13 protein-coding genes are annotated in these 17,902 nt (G+C 38.8%); 6 read left to right on the top strand and 7 right to left on the bottom strand.

Features of this window, described 5'->3' with window-relative positions; all coding sequences use genetic code 11:
* Positions 1-120 precede the first annotated feature (120 nt).
* From ABVT42_RS08260 to ABVT42_RS08290, 7 genes are all read right to left on the bottom strand, one after another.
* Positions 121-3,168, bottom strand: coding sequence for a TonB-dependent receptor domain-containing protein (locus tag ABVT42_RS08260; RefSeq protein WP_367023637.1), 3,048 nt, complete (start codon positions 3,166-3,168; stop codon positions 121-123).
* Between the two features lie 364 nt (positions 3,169-3,532).
* On the bottom strand, positions 3,533-5,494 hold the full coding sequence (locus ABVT42_RS08265) for an alpha/beta hydrolase family protein (RefSeq protein ID WP_353874272.1): 1,962 nt from the start codon (positions 5,492-5,494) through the stop codon (positions 3,533-3,535).
* Between the two features lie 104 nt (positions 5,495-5,598).
* Positions 5,599-8,796 carry a TonB-dependent receptor domain-containing protein gene (locus ABVT42_RS08270; protein WP_353874273.1) on the bottom strand — a complete coding sequence of 1,066 codons (3,198 nt, stop codon included), beginning with the start codon at positions 8,794-8,796 and terminating at the stop codon, positions 5,599-5,601.
* 438 nt (positions 8,797-9,234) lie between these two features.
* The gene (gene pspC / locus ABVT42_RS08275) at positions 9,235-9,684 is read right to left on the bottom strand and encodes an envelope stress response membrane protein PspC (RefSeq protein ID WP_353874275.1); all 450 of its coding nucleotides are present in this window, start codon (positions 9,682-9,684) and stop codon (positions 9,235-9,237) included.
* Positions 9,671-9,910 (bottom strand): envelope stress response membrane protein PspB, encoded by a 240-nt coding sequence (pspB, locus tag ABVT42_RS08280; protein ID WP_353874276.1) that lies wholly within the window; start codon positions 9,908-9,910, stop codon positions 9,671-9,673. Before pspB ends, pspC begins: the two co-directional genes overlap by 14 nt.
* A 21-nt stretch (positions 9,911-9,931) precedes the next feature.
* Positions 9,932-10,597, bottom strand: a complete 666-nt coding sequence (gene pspA / locus ABVT42_RS08285; RefSeq protein ID WP_353874277.1) for a phage shock protein PspA — start codon at positions 10,595-10,597, stop codon at positions 9,932-9,934.
* A 56-nt stretch (positions 10,598-10,653) separates the two neighbouring features.
* Positions 10,654-10,866: a hypothetical protein gene (locus tag ABVT42_RS08290; protein ID WP_353874278.1), complete on the bottom strand. Its 213-nt coding sequence runs from the start codon at positions 10,864-10,866 to the stop codon at positions 10,654-10,656.
* 264 nt (positions 10,867-11,130) lie between these two features.
* On the opposite strand from ABVT42_RS08290, the gene pspF reads away from it, so the two are divergent.
* From pspF to ABVT42_RS08320, 6 genes are read left to right on the top strand one after another with little or no spacing between them, the layout of a single operon-like run.
* Positions 11,131-12,324 carry a phage shock protein operon transcriptional activator gene (pspF, locus tag ABVT42_RS08295; RefSeq protein ID WP_353874279.1) on the top strand — a complete coding sequence of 398 codons (1,194 nt, stop codon included), beginning with the start codon at positions 11,131-11,133 and terminating at the stop codon, positions 12,322-12,324.
* Positions 12,324-13,976: an ABC transporter substrate-binding protein gene (locus ABVT42_RS08300; RefSeq protein ID WP_353874281.1), complete on the top strand. Its 1,653-nt coding sequence runs from the start codon at positions 12,324-12,326 to the stop codon at positions 13,974-13,976. The genes pspF and ABVT42_RS08300 overlap by 1 nt, the downstream gene beginning before the upstream one ends.
* Positions 13,976-14,953 carry an ABC transporter permease subunit gene (locus ABVT42_RS08305; protein ID WP_353874282.1) on the top strand — a complete coding sequence of 326 codons (978 nt, stop codon included), beginning with the start codon at positions 13,976-13,978 and terminating at the stop codon, positions 14,951-14,953. The genes ABVT42_RS08300 and ABVT42_RS08305 overlap by 1 nt, the downstream gene beginning before the upstream one ends.
* Positions 14,950-15,837, top strand: a complete 888-nt coding sequence (locus ABVT42_RS08310; RefSeq protein ID WP_353874284.1) for an ABC transporter permease subunit — start codon at positions 14,950-14,952, stop codon at positions 15,835-15,837. The genes ABVT42_RS08305 and ABVT42_RS08310 overlap by 4 nt, the downstream gene beginning before the upstream one ends.
* A 53-nt stretch (positions 15,838-15,890) precedes the next feature.
* Positions 15,891-16,889 carry an ABC transporter ATP-binding protein gene (locus ABVT42_RS08315; protein WP_353874286.1) on the top strand — a complete coding sequence of 333 codons (999 nt, stop codon included), beginning with the start codon at positions 15,891-15,893 and terminating at the stop codon, positions 16,887-16,889.
* Positions 16,890-16,894: 5 nt separating this feature from the next.
* Complete coding sequence (locus ABVT42_RS08320) at positions 16,895-17,848, top strand: ABC transporter ATP-binding protein (protein WP_353874288.1); 954 nt, start codon at positions 16,895-16,897, stop codon at positions 17,846-17,848.
* Positions 17,849-17,902 lie beyond the last annotated feature (54 nt).

Consider the following 17,902-nt stretch of genomic DNA (forward strand, 5'->3'; position numbering starts at 1 on the left):
TCTTAATTAAATTTAAATAAGATAGTTTAAAAATAACCTATCAAATAAGTACTTTTAATCTTCATAAATAAAATAGCGGCAGATTACTGCCGCTATTTGTATATATAATTTCTAAAAATATTAGAAGTTAAATGTCACGCTAGCGTGAATATAACGACCTAATACATCATAGAAACCAGCGATTGCGTTAGCATTGTTAGATAAAGTTCCACCAACTAATGGGGGCTCTTTATCAAATACATTGTTAATACCGACTAACACACCAACACCATCAGCAACATCAAATGAACCTTTGATATCGAAATAGCTTTGAGAAGAAATACCTTCACCCACTAATTCATCAGCAGTTCCGGTATAGTCAACCTTACCGTAATAACGCCATTTAGCAGAAACGGTCCAGAAGCTATCAGTACTATAAGATACTTTTAAACTATGTCTCCAATCTGGTTGAGCAAAACAGTCAGTACTAACTGTTCCAGCACAATCATATGACTCTTCAGGTAATTCAGGTAAAGGAATATATTCTTTTTTGGTCATATAAGTACCAATCATATTCGCTTTTAAAATACCATCGCCCAACTCCATTTGGAAGTTTGCACTTAAATCAACACCAGTCCAATGACGACTTGCAAGGTTAATATTCGTTCTTTCAACAAATCCAGTTTGACCCAGCCATAAGCTACCACTACCTGAACGGTTGATTTTATCACAGAATAATGCCAAACCAGTTTCAGCACATTTCTCAATAATAAGTTGTCCACCAAGCGCACCAATTACATCTTCTAATTCAATGTTGAAGTAGTCGATAGAGAAGTTAAAATCTTCAAATGGACTACCGACAACACCAAAAGTCATGGTATCAGCAATTTCAGGCTTCAAGTCAGGGTTACCACCTTGAAGACCATTATATTGGCTAGCAGAAATTGCACCATAACTTGAAGTAGAAAGACCCGTTCTAGCACATTGCTCTGCAGTATAACCAGAACCAACTAGGCCGGTATCAGGGTCAATTGCTCCAGCACATGGATCAGCACCTTGCCATAAACCTAAACCTTGAGGTTGGAACAGTTCGGCAACATTAGGCGCTCGAACAGCACGGTTAAAGCTGGCACGTACTTTCCAACCATCAACCGGCATATAATCAAGTGCAACTTTATAAGTTGATTCGCTGCCAGAAGAACTATAATCAGAATAACGATAACCTAAATCTAAGGTTAGACTCTCTACACCTTCAACACCTTGAACCAGAGGAACACTCAACTCAGTGAATAGTTCAGAAACATCATATTCACCCATGATGCTTGGAGTTTCACCACCTTGACCTAAAAGTTGTCCTTTGGCGAAAACTTCATCAGCAATACGCTCAAATTCTTCGATTCGATGCTCAACACCAAAAACTGCAGCAATTGGTGTTTCTGCACTGGGTAATGTAGCGTCTAATTCACCCGTTACAAACGCATTGAAAACAGTTTGACTGGTCACACCATTTAGGATTGCAGTACCTGTTAATTGTGCAGCAGCTTCAGGCGTTACACCGTTATAGGTGAAAACATTGTAAGGAACGCAATTACCATCGCAAGTTAAACCATTAGCACTGATAGCTTGTGTAATACGTGGGCCGAAGAAGTCATTAATATAAGCATTTGACGATGAAGTTGTACCATATTGCAAAGATGCATCATATGCCCAACGATCATTAATATCACCTTCGGTACCAAAAACGATTCGATATGAACTGTGATCTAAAATACCTACACGAGGACCACCTTCAATATTACGCTTACCAATGTAAACAGCAATGTTATCAGTAGAGCCTGAGTTTGCATTTAATCCGTAGTTTCCACAAGTTGCCGCTAATTGATCAGCATTAAGCGGAGAAGTATCGGGGTCACAACTAATGGTATATTCTTCAGCAAAGAAAGTACCAGACTCAGCAATTTGCGCTTTAGTATAATCATGCATATAGCTGATTTCTAAATAAGGACGGAATTGCTCGTTAATTTCATAATTTACATAGGCACCCAATGTATAACGATCATCCGGACGCATGAAGTGGTTTACAGGTGCGTAGTTATAAAGATTATTACCAACCCCAGTAAAGCCACTATCTGGAGTTAAGGTATACCATTTGTTTGCACCTGATTCAGGATTTGCCCATGGATACTCTACAAAATTTTCATCGTCATCCAAATATCCTGGTCGGCCATTTACACCATAAATCGTGTTATCAGCATCTTCAGCATCATTGTAATTGGGATCATCTGGCGAATACTGTGCATAACCATAAACTGTATCACCAGAAATTGGGTCAATTGGATATATATCAAAGTTTGGAACGACAGCATTAAACGAACCACCACAAGCACGGCCACTTCCACTTAATGCACAAGAAGAATAGTCACGCGCACCTTGTCTTAATTCATTTACACGGCGATAGGTTGCATAAGCAGTAGCATGACCTTTACCACCGTCGAATGAGCCACCTACAGTAATATCTAAATTATAGGTTTTTCCATCAATGCCACTACTTCCTGTAGGATATTCAAAGCCCTTATCATCTAATAAACCTTGAATGTAGTCATTATCGTTATCATGTTGATAGCCCGATGCACCAGCAGTAATTTCTAAACCTTCAAAGTTGTCTTTCATTACGAAGTTAACAACACCGGCTACCGCATCTGCACCATAGGTTGAAGAGCCACCACCGGTCATTACTTCAACACGCTCAACCAATGCAGCAGGGATTTGGTTAACATCTGGATTTTGTGAATAAACACCACCTGGTTGTAAGCGACGACCATTGATTAATACCAATGTTCTCTCTGCGCCCATACCACGTAAATCTAGCGTTGCTACCCCAGCAGCACCATTTGAAAGGAAGGAAGTTTCAGCAGCTTCTACTTGAGGTAAGCTGTTCATCAGATCTTCAATTCGCGTATAACCTGATAATTTAATTTCTTCAGATGAAGTCACTTGCACAGGACTTGAAGTTTCGATATCGGCACGTTTAATACGTGAACCAGTTATCGTTACTTTTTGTTCTTCAGTGTCTTCTCCATCTTCTGCCGCAAAAACATTTGGGGCAAACGTCAAAGCAGTAGCGGCACCTGCAAATAAAGCAGAACGCACCGCTTTTGCAAGCGGATTGCATTTATTTAATGTACTCAATTTTAATTCTCCCTGGTTGTCATGGAGGTTGTTATGTTAGTTATTTCTTTGCTTTTCGTTATGCTCGATAAGTCAAAAAAATATCTTTCTTAGCCTTTCGGCCTGATCTGCCAAGTCCGATACTAACCGCAATTAATCTTTAAGGTCAACATTTAGTTAACTTTTTTACCTTGACAAAATGCGGTTAAATTGAGTTTTTTTACAACAAAAAAATAGAACAACAAAATGTAAAATTTAGAATAAATATAAGGGGAAATTTTTGATGCAAGGCACCAAAAATAATTAATAATTTTTATCTCATTAAGAGTTTGAAGCGATGCGTACTAACTGTAGGCATCGCTAAAACTAGATAAACTAAATATGTTTATAAACCACCAGGTCCACAATCATTTTTCAAAAAGTCAATAATAGACTGATAGAGTTTCAATTGATGATCATAATTTAACGTATTATAAAAATGATCAGCTCCATCAAGCTCTACATATTTATATGACTTGTTATGTTTTTTCAACTCGTCTATATATAGCTCTGCATGTTTTGGTGGCACTCGTTGATCAATGCTGCCATGAATAATTAAGAGCGGTACATTGACTTTTTCAGCTTCCTTAACAGGCGAGACACTGTCGACCCACATCGTTTCCTGTTCTTTCAGTTGAGCGCCACGAGCTCGGTCACGATAAAAGTTAACTTGATAAAGTGGATCAGAAACAGCCGCTCCCGCAATCACACATTGATGAATTTGTGGTGTACGTGTTGCCGCAGTTAATGCTGAATATCCACCATAAGACCAACCATAAAGTGCCACTCTGTCTGGATCAGTTAATCCCTCTTTAATTAAGTAAGCAATACCGTCATCTTTATCGTCTTGCATTTTTCGGCCACCTTCACCGCCTTTGATAAATGCTGATTTGTAAAACTCTAATCCATAACCCAATGAGCCACGATATTGAGGCTGTATTACCAGATAACCATTATTTGCCAGCATTTGCGCCCACTCATCGTATTCTACGACTTCTTGAACAAATGGACCGCCATGTGGCATCACAATAGTAGGAAATGGACCTTTACCTTTAGGTATAGTTATGTAAGCTCGAATATCTTTTCCATCCCGAGATTTGTACTGAATATATTTAACATCAGCGAGATCTTCCGCATTAAATAAAGGTTGCTGACTGCCCACTAGTTGCAATTTGCCATTTTTAAGCAAATAGTAAGAACCGGGATCGTGAGGACCTCGATTTGAGATAACAAAAGTCTGTTCATTAATAGCGCGGCTCTCAATCGAGATACGGTGAGCATTAGGAATTAATTTATCTAATTGCTGATAAATCGCACCTTCGTTGCCATCTAAATATTCGTAGTGAACTTTATCGGTAGCATAAGCAATGGCAGTTACCAGACCAGGATGTTTCCAAGTATTACTATGATAACGAGCACCTGTGACATCAACATCAGACCGCGAATAAATCAGTTCAGCGAACTTTTTATTTTTATAGTCGTAAGACCAAAAACCAACTTTATCTTTTCCGTTATGCGCGGTAACCAAAATCATATTCTTATCGAGCGGATCAAATCCCCAGATGGAAAAGGTCTCGAATGAATCTTCATGATTACTAAACACCTCAATCCACTCATCTTTTTCTTGATCCCTGACAAACCATAGATAGTTACCTTTAGTAATATCGAAACCACGAGCAAATGTTGGGTTACCCTTTCGATCAAATTGAATTTGGCCCAATGCAACTTTACCGCGATAAAGTAACTTTTTAGTGCCTTTCTTTAAATCGAACTCATAATAACTTAGAGGTCGAAATCTCTCATCAACTGTTGATTTAGAATTTCCTGGCGAAAAAGATAATATAACTTTATCTTGTTTATCAGGTAAAACACTAACAACAGAAGCATTTGTTTCTTTAAAAGTCTTAAACTTCTTTTTTTCTAAATCAAATAGTGCAAATAAATATTCAAATGCCCCTTGGTTAAAGCCTTCAATTTTATCTCTAACCTTTTGACGGTTGTAAACTAGAATATGTGAATTACTCAACCAATAAAAATTTTGAATCTCCATAGGATCAGAGTTAAAACGAAAAGGTTCCTTTTGCAAGTTATCGGTATCATAAATTTCAATTGTTGGATTGCCTCCCGCACCCGCAATTTTTATTAATGCCAGCTTTTTTCCATCAGGCGAAACTTCAACATTTTTAACAACTTCTCTTAGGGCAAAATATTCTAGTGGATAAACTTTCGCATCAGCCACTGAACTGATGAATGTCACCCAGAGCACCAACATAATGCTAATTAATTTAAGTGTGGTAATAGGTTTCATTTTTTCCTCAACAAATCGATCTGGTAAAAAAATACCCGCGGAATATCTCACGGGTATTTTTTATTACTTATTATTGTGACACAACTCTATAGCTAGTCGCGTGATTACTTAAATGTTTTAGACAGATTTAAGAAATACGCTCTACCTTGTAAGTCATAGCCTGCACCAATCGGTGCGTTGTTAACTGCAAGAATTGAGTTTCCGTCAACAACAGGTGGTTCTTCATTAAAGATATTTCTAACACCAGCACCAACTGTCCACGAGTCACCGTAGTAGTATAACGATGCAGTGTGAGTCATATATTTATCAGCTTCACCAAAGTCGCGGCATAATACATCGTTAGCACCACCTAAACAGGTAGAAGATGTACCGCTGATATCACTAAACTCATCAACATCATCCGGATCTTCACCTACAGAGCCAACATAGTAGGTTTGCCATGTTGCACGCCAGTCACCTACTTTAGCACCAATTTGTAAACGGCCTTTCCAATCAGGATAGCCAAACTCACCTTGGTCGGTATCTGCTGTACGATTACCATTAGCATCAGTAAAGATTTCTGAACGCTCTTTCATATGTGTTGCAGTCAAATCAACTGTCCAACGAACGGGATAGTCAAACATATCAATTGATTTTGCAAAGTTGATATTAACGTCAACACCACGCACAGTCTCGTTATCACGGTTGATATATGCTTCATCAACAATGGTCAACAAGCCGTCATCGCCGCGAGTGATTCTGTCACAGAAAACACTATCTAAAGTTGAGCGGGTATAACAATCGTTAACAATAAAAGGAGCAATTGGACGGATGATAGTGTTATCAACTTCAATTTGATAATAAGTTGCACCAACGGTTAAATCAAACTCATTTGAGAAAGGTTGCTCCCACGCAAAACCGTATGACAATGAAGTTGACTCTTCTTCTTCAAGACCAGTAACCCCTTGTCCAGCAACTTCTACGCTGTATGTCGGATTTGCCAAAAATAAAGTCGTTGCATCGACTCCATTATTTGCGCAGTTTGTGATTATTTCGGGCGCACGCTGGTCATTTGCTGGAACATAATCACCAGTGATTGGATCACGCGCATCTTCAGGAACGATACAAGGGTCAAAAATATTTCTGAATCCGGTTTGTGGGTTCAAGAAGTTTTCACGCACATTAGGTGCACGATAAGACGTACCATAGGTACCTCTAATTAATAGAGATTCAACTGGACGATAACCTAATTTAGCAGCATACGTATTGTTACCACCATAGAACTCATCTTTAGTATACCGAGTTGACAAGTTCAAGACTAATTCTTGAGCACCTGGCATACCCGCTAAAATTGGAATCTCAACTTCAGCATAGGCTTCTTTAGTTGCTTTATCACCAGTCGCCCCACCATCAGAGAAGAAGCCGAAGAATAGACCATCTCTGGCAACATCATCAGGAATTGACTCAATATCATCAATACGATATTCGAGACCGATACCCGCTGTCACATCACCCGCAGGCAAGTTCATGATAAAACCATTTGCAAAAGCGGCAAAGATAGATTGTTTGTAAACCGTATCGAAGTCACGGCTATCAAATAAGAAATCTCTTTCTGCTTGAGTTGCGAAGTCGCCAACCAGACTGCTATACAAAGAAGGTGCAAACATGTTAACCGGCACACATCCGCCTGAAGTGTCACGGCAGATATAACTACCAGGATTATTTGGATCTTCAATAGTGTCAAACGCTTGATTTAAGCGATCATCACGAATACCTTCACGCGATGAAATCCCTTTGGACTCTGTAAATGAATAGTAGGTTTCAAACTGCCAATCAGTAACCTCACCAAAGTTGATAAATGGTAAATCACCTTTTAAACCCAGAACAACACGAGCTTGCTCAATTTCGGTATTAGTTTGGCTTCTGTCACCACGAACAGCAACTACAGGTAGTGTTGCAGCTGGTCCAATAGCCCCCAGCAATAATCCGTAATCAGCAGGCGATGCACCGTAAAGAGCGATAAAGTCTTCAACATAGGCTGGGTTAGTTAATAACTGGTCATATGCAAGACCACAATCAACTCCATTTGCACCATTTGGGTTACAAATGTTAAACGCATTATTAGCTGGTACAGTTGGGAATAACTGTAAAATGCCTTGATTAACAAAAAATTCTTTTTTGTTATATTGCGCTTCAAAGAAAGGTGTCAGATTTGCAGAGCCATCAAAAGTATATTCACCATAAGCCATAATGCTAATTCGTTCTTGCTCAGGGAATAAGTGTCCTTGCTGCGCATACTCATCGCCATTCAGGTTGTAGTCAATAAAGCTGATATCCGCAACGCCGTCACGATCGGAGTCTGGTATTACGCTGAACTGTGACCAGTCAGAGTAATTGCCCCATCCACCGTTTGAAAAGTTAGGTGTATAAAATATCGAGTTGGCACCAGGAACATTCGCAATATATCCACTCAAGTTACCAATTCGGCAACCGTAGGGACTGATTTTTTGTTTGCGAACTTCTTTTGCAAACAAGTCTAGATGACGAATTTGTCCATTCTCATCAATTTCAACGTGGCGATTACAGTTTTCAGTCCACTCCCTATCAGCTAGAGCAACAGACTCTTCTTTAACATATTCCGCACCAAAACCGATAAAACCACGGTCATAGTTTTGTCCCCACACAGCAGAAAATGTTGTTTTTTCACCATTAGGTTGATCAGGGATATCAGCAAATAAATTTAACTCTAACCCATCAAAATCCTGGCGTAGTTTAATGTTAGCTACCCCAGCTACCGCATCAGAACCATAAATTGACGAAGCACCGTCAAGTAATAAGTCATATTGCTGTACCAAAGCACCAGGGATCAGGTTGAGGTCGGGTGCAGAAGGAGCACCTTCAACGCCTGCAGGCGCTAAACGTCGGCCATTAAGCAGTACCAGTGTTCTGGCGCTCCCTAAACCGCGTAAATCAGCAGTTGTTGAACCAGGACCATTATCTAATACAAAGTTAGAGAAAGTTAGGTCTATTTGCTGCCCAGCAGAAGCAGAAGCCCCTTGAATAATGTCAGCAGTACTTATCATACCCGCTTCTTTCGACGTTTCTGCGGTAATGACTTGTAGTGGAGCAATACTTGAATAAGTTGCTCTTTGGAGTCGAGATCCGGTTACAACGATCGTATTGGCTTTTTCTTCCTCTTCTGCTTCTGCCTCTTCTTCAGCGGCGTAAACACTTGGAATGGCCAACAAAGATGCTGTCACACCCGCAAGCAATGCACTGCGCACAGCTTTCGCGATTGGATCACACTTGTTAGTTATTTTCAATTTGATTCTCCCCATGTTTTTTATGGAAGGTATTTCTTATTAACCCCAATTACTCTTAATAAATTGACACGCTATATGCGCTTCAAAACTATCAAGCGTAATTTCGGTATTAATTATAGGCATAAAATTGACGGACTACCGCCGGGAAAGGATTTTATAAAGAGAAGAAGCTTGTGATCAACGCATTAGGTAATAATCACATTTATTGATTATTACCTTGCAATTTGAATATATTACTTTTTGGCATAAGTTTTATTTATGAGATAACGCACTGTATTTTAGATAAAAACCAACCTATTGTCTTATAATTCAATAACATATCAATTAATATTAAATCTAAATTAAAGATAACTTATTAAATTAATTATTACCCGACATAGATTTTATTAAATAAACCCGTTAAATAAATCATTTTTTTTCAATATAAATTCAATATGATCAATTCATTTTATTAAATTCGCGTTCCAGTTCAAATTGCTTCGAAGTAATAAATGACTCTAATCGTTGTAATTTCGACTCAACGGTTGAAAACTTATATTCAATAGTATCAAGCATCTCTTTCGGACTGGACCCACTGCGCCATACATCTTTTACAGTGGGTTTGTAGGGCTTATTTTCAAATGGCGTCTTGTCCGGTCGCGCTCGGTGGCGTTCTTTACCAAAACATCCCTTATTGCTGATACTTTCTGGCTTGGGATCGAGCACAAAAAATAACACCAAATAAGCAAATACAATTGTACCGTTAAACCAATTCAGTACAGCAAGCGCCAAAGTGATAATTCTGACAACCCAAACTTCGAAGCCAAAATACTCTGCGATACCGGCACACACCCCAAATATTTTGGCTTTATCGGGGTTCTTATATAGCTTACGCTTATTTTCGCCCATATTTTTGTCTCCAATTAGGGGTTTCTTCATCAAGAATGGCTTCAAGCGTTTCAATACGTTCAAGCATCGAGTCTGCAACATGAACCAGTTCTTGTAGACGCTTATGTTCGGCCTCCGAAATACCCGAATTCTTTTGACTTTTAGAACGATAGTGCATAATTACCCAAATAGGGGCAACAAAAACCATAAATAATATAAGTGGTATAAACGCCATATCAGATCCCATTACCTTTATCTCCCCCTCAAATTAAGATTCTTTTTTCACACGAGCTTTCAATTCTGCGAGCTGTTTATCAATTTCTTCTTCTTTTTCTAAGTCATTAATCTCATCAGCCAAATTTTTATTTCGACCTAAATCATAAGATTCTACTTCTGACTCTAACTCGTTCAACTTGCTTTCAAATCGTTCAAAACGAGATACTGCATCTTCGGTCCCTGTATCGTATAGACTGCGCTTTACTTTTAATCGAGAAGATGTTGTTTTATGACGCATAATCAGTGCTTTTTGTCTAGCTCTGGCATCATTGAGTTTGTCTTGCAATTGAGTAACTTCCTGTGAAAGTTTTGCTAAGACTTCCTCCAGCTTATTGAGTTCTACCTGCAATTCATCAGCAATTTCCTGGGCACGGTTACGCTCTAATAAGGCTGCCTTTGCTAAATCTTCTCGGCCTTTCGCTATAGCCAGCTCGGCTTTTCTTTCCCATTCCTGAGACTCACTTTTTAAATGGTCAATACGCCGAGTAATTTCTTTTTTCTCGGCAATTGTGCGTGCGGAAGATGTGCGAACTTCAACCAGCGTATCTTCCATTTCTTGAACAATTAATCGAATTAACTTTTCAGGATCTTCCGCTTTATCAAGCAGCGCATTAATATTGGCATTAACAATATCTGCAAATCTAGAAAAAATACCCATTTGACTCACCTCAGACTGTTTTAATACTTTTGATTAAAGAATTTTGTATTTCTTAATTAATTGAACAACACTTCTAACCAATCAATTTTGCTTGGAGAGACTTTCATAACAACAGATTGTTGATTCTGAAACTGCACCAGATGATTTCTATCTTTGCTATCAATTTCGGCCAGCATTATGCCAAAAACACCGATAATTCCGATAATTAACTCAGCCAGCAATTTGCTGTGTCGTCGAGTTAAAGAATTTAAAGGTTTGTTGGCTAACATGGTTTTGCTCCAGCTTGGTTAGAAATACTAAATTCACTCATTTTACTTAGTATTAACAATATCTGTGCCAACTTATTAAAACCTCCTAACTTACTGAAATATAAGAATATAATTTCTCATCTGTTTATTAACCAATATATTTAGTGAAAAATTGCCCCAGAATTTAGTCAAAATGACTAAAGATAAGAATATTACTTCTGAGCAAGATACGATAAAATCACACAAAATAAGTAAACCATCTATCGAAACCACTCAAGTCTGCTTATGAATCGAAACCAAGACAATCTTATTGGTGAAGCTGTTAGCTTTTTAGAAGTCATTGAACAGGTTTCATTACTGGCTCCCATTGATAAACCAGTACTAATTGTCGGTGAACGAGGAACAGGTAAAGAACTCATTGCATCTCGACTACACTATCTGTCATCCCGCTGGGATCAACCATTTATAAAGCTAAATTGTGCTGCAATTAATGAGAATCTACTCGAAACTGAATTATTTGGCCATGAATCAGGTTCATTTACAGGGGCCAATAAAAGACATCTCGGCCGTTTTGAAATTGCCAATAAAGGCACTTTGTTTTTAGATGAGTTAGGCAATAGTTCACTGTCTGTTCAAGAAAAACTACTACGTGTCATTGAATACGGTGAAATGGAGCGTGTTGGTGGTAATAAAACAATTAAAGTTGATGTTAGAATTGTCGCTGCAACCAATGAAAATTTGCCGCAACTGGCCCAGCAAGGAAAATTTCGTGCAGACCTGCTTGATAGATTAGCATTCGACGTTATAACGATCCCACCTTTAAGAGCCAGAGTTTCCGATATTTTAATTCTTGCCCAGCACTTCGGTCTAGCTATGACCAGAGAGTTAGAGCGAGATTATTTTGCCGGCTTTACTAAAAATGCAGAACAAGCTCTATTAACTTATGATTGGCCAGGAAATGTCAGAGAATTAAAAAATGTTGTTGAAAGAAACATTTATAAATCTCTACCTGATCACCCCATCGATCAAATACAGTTTGATCCCTTTGCATCACCTTATCAACTTTCGGGCGAAGGTAAACCCATAGCTGGATATCAAGCTAACCAATTTGATGGACTGCATCATTATGCGAAGGATACCCCAAATTACAACCGACATAATTTTGCAGAAAGCAACGCTGATAATAACAACTCGAGTAAACACAACGCCCTAACCTCATCAAATCAACCAGAGTCTGACTCAGACTCACACAAAGATTTAAGCATCGAATCAAATCAACAAACCACGCTGATTAAAAATGATCATTTTGATTTTCCACTAGACTTAAAACAATATATGGCTGATAAAGAAGTATCTATCATTCAAGATGCACTTAAGCAGGCACAATTTAACCAGAAAAAATGTGCAGAGTTACTTGGCTTAACTTACCATCAGTTACGCGGCTACTTAAAAAAATATCAACTACTCGACTCTAAGTGATGACAGCGTTATCTAATCTAAAAAATTCATTGTTGGTTTTAACCATTATCTGGTTAGTGTTATTACTGAGCGGTTGCTACAATATTGACGGCAACAAAGTTCGCCAAGATGTGCTAGTTTATTGCTCCGAAGGCAGTCCAGTCACTTTTAATCCTCAACTATCAATTTCTGGAACTACATTTGATGCATCATCACGAACCTTGTACAACCGCTTAATCGAATTTAAACCCGGTACAACAGATTTAATACCTGCGCTGGCAACAGATTGGGAAGTGTCCGCCGACGGAAAAGAATACATTTTTCATTTGCGCAAAAATGTTCAGTTTCATACAACTGACAATTTCACTCCAACACGAAACTTTAATGCTGACGATGTTATTTTTACTTTTAAACGACAATGGGATTCAAATCATCCTTATCACACTGTTTCAAAACTAAATTTTGATTTTTTTAAAACACTCGGTTTAAAACAATTAATTGCACAAATTGAGAAAGTTGGTCCCTATCAAGTTAAGTTCAAACTCAACCGAGCAGAAAGCCCTTTTTTAGCGACATTAGCAATGGATTTTGCTTCAATATTATCTGCCGAATATGCCTCTCAATTACAGTCAGCGAATCATCCAGAATTCATTGATACAAAACCTGTTGGAACAGGCCCCTTTAAGCTGGTCAGATACCAACCCGATGCTTTTATTCGCTATATTGCCCACGCTAATTATTGGGAAGGAGAGCAACCATTAAAACACTTGGTTTTTGCTATTACCCCCAATCCATCACTCAGGTTCGCACGATTAATTGCTGGCGAATGTGATGTAATGGCAAACCCACTACCAATACATGTTAGTGTTGCCAATCAGCAACACGATTTACGTGTTTTAAGTCAGCCAGGTTTAAACGTTGCCTTTTTAGCATTAAATACACAAAAGCCCCCCTTTGATAATCGCCTGGTTCGTCAAGCATTAAATTACGCAGTGAATAAACAGGCCATCGTTAAAGCCGTTTATCAAAATACGGCAACACCAGCACGTACTGCAATTCCGCCAACATTGTGGGCATACGATGACACTATTATTGAACATGAGTATAATTTACAAAACGCTCGAAACCTACTCAAGGATGCGGGTTATGAAAACGGATTTAAGATGAATATTTGGACGATGTCGGCGCAACGTGCCTATAACCCGAATGCAAAAAAAATGGCAGAGCTCATACAACAAGATCTCAAAAAAATAAATATTGATGTTGAAATTACAACATTTGAATACGGTACTTTTCTAGCCAAGACGATTAAAGGAGAACATCAGGCTGCACTGATGGGTTGGAATAGTGACAATGGTGATCCAGACAATTTTTTCACCCCATTATTAAGCTGCTTTGGTGCAATTTCAGGTACTAACGGATCCTTCTGGTGTGATCAGGAGTTTAGCGATATTGTTCAGATTGCTCGCTCGAAAAGACGAACTAAAACGCGCAAAAACCTCTATGAAGAAGCACAAAAAATATTTATTGCAGAGTCCCCTTGGGTACCAATCGCACATGCTACTCAACATGTCATCATCAGCCCTCGAGTTAAAAACTTTAAAATTATTCCGTCAGGTGGTGTTTATTTTAATCGTGTATTTTTAAACACAGCGAAAAGCGGAGCTGAATAATGTTTTCCGTTATTTTTCGCCAATTTTTAATTTTACTGATGAGTTTGTTTACGCTGACATTATTTACTTTTGGGTTAACACAGTTTTTTCCTGCAGATACTATTCTACATTCTTCTGCTATTGATATGTCAGACTATCATTTATTTGAAAAATATATTTTTTATATTGGTCATATTTTACAAGGTAACTGGGGTACCTCACTGACAACTGGCAACAGCGTTCTCAACGAGTTTTTACAACTATTTCCAGCAACTTTAGAACTAGTTATTGTTGCTTTACTGATGGCGCTAGTCCTTGGTATTCCACTTGGTGTTTTTGCTGCTGAAAATAAGAATAAATGGCAGGATAAACTAGTTATTTCATCAACATTAGTTGGTTACTCCATGCCCATCTTTTGGTGGGGAATGTTACTCGTATTACTCTTTTCACTCACACTAGATATCATGCCCGTAGCCAGTCGTATTGGCTTTGAATACGATATTTTGCCGGTTACCGGTTTTATGTTAATAGACACATTACTATCAAAGCAGCCGTATGCCTATGAAGCTTTTGTCAATGCCATCCATCATCTGATTTTACCTACGATTGTTTTGGCAACAATACCAATCGCAATTTTTGCGAGGATCACCCGTTCAGCAATGATTGACGCCTTATCCAGTGATTATATACGCTCAGCTAAAGCTAAAGGGCTCCCCTACTCGCGGATTATCTGGTTGCACGCGTTACGCAATGCAATGATTCCAATAGTCACAATTATTGGATTACAGACCAGTGTGTTGATTACAGGGACTTTAATTACCGAAACCATTTTCTCATGGCCAGGAATTGGTAAATGGTTGCTCGAAGCGGTATATCGCCGTGACCTGATGATTATTCACGGCGGGCTATTGAGCATTGCCTCATTGGTGATTGTAATTAATATTCTGGTAGAGATTTCCATTTATCTATTAAATCCCAAATTGAGGTTAGATCGATGAACAACCAGCCTCAGTTTTATCAACAGACTCGTATCCCGAGTACTTTTGACCGTTGGAAAAAGAATTTTTTAGCCAATCGACTGGCAAGCAGCGCTTTAGTCGTTTTGTTAATTGTCGTTTTTATAGCACTGTTTGCACCTTGGTTAGCGCCATACGATCCCGCCGCACAGTTTGACGACTTTACCGTTCCTCCAGCGTGGTATGAAAACGGAACGAGCCGCTATTTGCTGGGGACTGATGATTTGGGTAGAGATTTATTCTCTCGACTGGTACATGGCGCAAGACTATCATTAAAACTGGCACTTACTGTTGTTGTCATTGCGGCAGCAACAGGAATGTTAATTGGCAGTATTACTGCATTATCAAGCCGCTGGATTGAGCAACCTTTGCTTAGATTAATGGATTTGATTTTGGCACTGCCCAGTCTGTTACTTGCCATCGTTATCGTCTCCGTATTAGGCCCAGGCTTACCCAACGCAATCTATGCCGTTGCAATTGTTTTAATCCCTCATTTTGTTTTAGTCACACGTAACGCAATAAAAAATGAATTGGGTAAAGAATACATTACCGCGATAAAGCTTGACGGTGTTTCCAAATTTCGTTTATTTACCCATGCGATATTTCCAAATATTTTGCCGACTTTAATCGTTCAGTTAACGCTGGCGTTTTCAACCGCTATACTAGAAATTGCAGCACTTGGTTTTCTTGGATTAGGTGCTCAAGCACCTAATCCCGAGTGGGGCACTATTTTGTCAGAATCACATGTCTATATTACGATTGCTCCTTGGACAGTAGCATTACCTGGATTAGCAATATTTTTTACATTGCTATCTATCAATTTAGTGGGCGATGGATTACGTGACGCAATGGATCTAGATAACTAAATGAATGCTCAAAAAGACCAGTCAGACAAAATGCAGGCCGATTGGATTAGTTTATGTACTTATTAAGAATCGAAAACCTTACCGTTAGCTACCACAACGGGGAAGAATATTTTCCAATTATTGAACGGCTATCTATAAAAATGAACCTTGGTGAAATTCTAGGTGTAGTTGGAGAGTCAGGTTCAGGAAAGAGTATGCTGGCCTTGGCAATTATGGGATTGCTATCACCAAAAATGGAAATGCGTGCGGATTACATCAACCTCGATGGCGAAGACTTGATGAAAATGAGCGAAATGGAGCGAGCAGCCTATGTCGCTTCGAAAGCAGCCATCATCTTTCAAGAACCGCAAGCCAGCTTGAATCCTTGCTTTTCAATTGGCGCTCAACTTGATGAAACGCTATCTTTTCATCAAGGCGGCAGTAAAAGGTTACGTAAAAATAAAGCAATTGAGCTACTTGATTCAGTAGGAATCTATCAACCAGAAATTATTTTAAAAATGTATCCTCATCAATTGTCAGGCGGCATGAATCAACGGGTCGCAATTGCAATGGCACTTGCCTGTAAGCCTCGATTGCTGATTGCAGATGAGCCAACAACAGCACTCGATGTAACAATTCAATCACAAATCATTGACCTATTGCTCAATTTAAGTCATGCAGATGATGTTGGACTTATTTTAATCACCCATGATTTTGCACTATTATCAGAAAATACAGATAGAATCGCAGTAGTTTACTCTGGTCAGTTAATGGAACATGCTGCAACTGAAAATATTTTAACCTCTCCTAAGCACCCCTATACCAAAGCATTACTCGACAGTATTCCACAACTGGGTGATCGTCATATTAAAGGCAGTCGCCTATTTGCACTAAATGGACAAATTCCTGCTTTTGATTCTTTGCCTGTTGGTTGCCGCCTGGGGCCGCGTTGCCCAAAAGCAGAACGACAGTGTGTGAAAAAACCACCACTTAAAATAATTCGAAATTATGGTAAAGTCAGGTGCCACTTGGTGGAATCTCCTAATGATGAAAACTCGCAGCAAGAGGCTTAACCCAAATGAGCTTACTTTCAGCACGCCATCTTTGCAAAAGCTACCAGATAAAAAGTTACCAGTTTGCCCAAAAGAATCAATTAGATGCAATTAAAGATATTAGCTTTGATTTAGAAAAAGGTAAAACTCTGGCTATTGTTGGTGAGTCTGGTTCAGGTAAATCAACACTGGCGAGGCAAGTTATTGGAATAGAAAAACCAACCGCTGGTGAAGTTTATTTTAACAACCAGGTCATGCAATATAATGATAAAAAGATGCGTAGAGAACGTTTCAAAAATATTCGTATGATTTTTCAAAATCCCTATGAGTCATTGAATCCACAGGCTCGTATTGGAAAGATGCTTGAAGAAGTATTACGAATCAATACGCGTTTAACCGATAAACAGCGTAAAGAAAAAGTTGCTGAAACCTTAAGTCGAGTAGGTTTGCTATCAGAACATCGACATCGTTACCCACATATGTTTTCTGGGGGCCAAAGACAAAGAATTGCTATTGCCAGAGCCATTATTTTAGAACCCCAAGTCATTATCGCTGATGAACCGCTCTCTGCACTTGATGTTTCAATACAAGCTCAGATCTTAAATTTGCTGCAAGAACTACAAGAAGAAATGGGTATTTCCTATCTTTTCATTTCTCATGATTTAAATGTTGTAGAACATGTAGCAGACGATGTGATGGTCATGTACCGTGGCGAAGTTGTTGAGCAAGGAACCGTAGCTCAAATATTTGATCAACCGCAACATCCATATACGCAAACACTTTTTGCCAGCACACCTATGTATAATAAGCGATTTAAAAATTTAACTTCGCCCAATACACGACAGAAGAATATTGTAAGTGAGTCTGGTTGTGGTTTTGCGCAGCGCTGTGATTTTTGTGATAGCTATTGCAAAACACACTCACCAAAACTGGAAACAAAGTCAGATGGCTATAAAATTGCCTGTTTCAAAGTAAAATAAGTTTAATTGCTAAATAAAAAAGCGGCTAGAAAGCCGCTTCTTCTTAATTTTATC

It is taken from the genome of Aliikangiella maris, from assembly GCF_040719265.1.
Classification (GTDB): domain Bacteria; phylum Pseudomonadota; class Gammaproteobacteria; order Enterobacterales; family Kangiellaceae; genus Aliikangiella; species Aliikangiella maris.

Excerpts from the sequence above, each read along its gene's own strand:
- ABVT42_RS08265 (WP_353874272.1), bottom strand. The coding sequence starts at position 5,494 with ATGAAACCTATTACCACACTTAAATTAATTAGCATTATGTTGGTGCTC.
- pspC (WP_353874275.1), bottom strand. The coding sequence starts at position 9,684 with ATGGGCGAAAATAAGCGTAAGCTATATAAGAACCCCGATAAAGCCAAA.
- pspB (WP_353874276.1), bottom strand. The coding sequence starts at position 9,910 with ATGGGATCTGATATGGCGTTTATACCACTTATATTATTTATGGTTTTT.
- pspA (WP_353874277.1), bottom strand. The coding sequence starts at position 10,597 with ATGGGTATTTTTTCTAGATTTGCAGATATTGTTAATGCCAATATTAAT.
- ABVT42_RS08290 (WP_353874278.1), bottom strand. The coding sequence starts at position 10,866 with ATGTTAGCCAACAAACCTTTAAATTCTTTAACTCGACGACACAGCAAA.
- pspF (WP_353874279.1), top strand. The coding sequence starts at position 11,131 with ATGAATCGAAACCAAGACAATCTTATTGGTGAAGCTGTTAGCTTTTTA.
- ABVT42_RS08300 (WP_353874281.1), top strand. The coding sequence starts at position 12,324 with ATGACAGCGTTATCTAATCTAAAAAATTCATTGTTGGTTTTAACCATT.
- ABVT42_RS08305 (WP_353874282.1), top strand. The coding sequence starts at position 13,976 with ATGTTTTCCGTTATTTTTCGCCAATTTTTAATTTTACTGATGAGTTTG.
- ABVT42_RS08310 (WP_353874284.1), top strand. The coding sequence starts at position 14,950 with ATGAACAACCAGCCTCAGTTTTATCAACAGACTCGTATCCCGAGTACT.
- ABVT42_RS08315 (WP_353874286.1), top strand. The coding sequence starts at position 15,891 with ATGTACTTATTAAGAATCGAAAACCTTACCGTTAGCTACCACAACGGG.
- ABVT42_RS08320 (WP_353874288.1), top strand. The coding sequence starts at position 16,895 with ATGAGCTTACTTTCAGCACGCCATCTTTGCAAAAGCTACCAGATAAAA.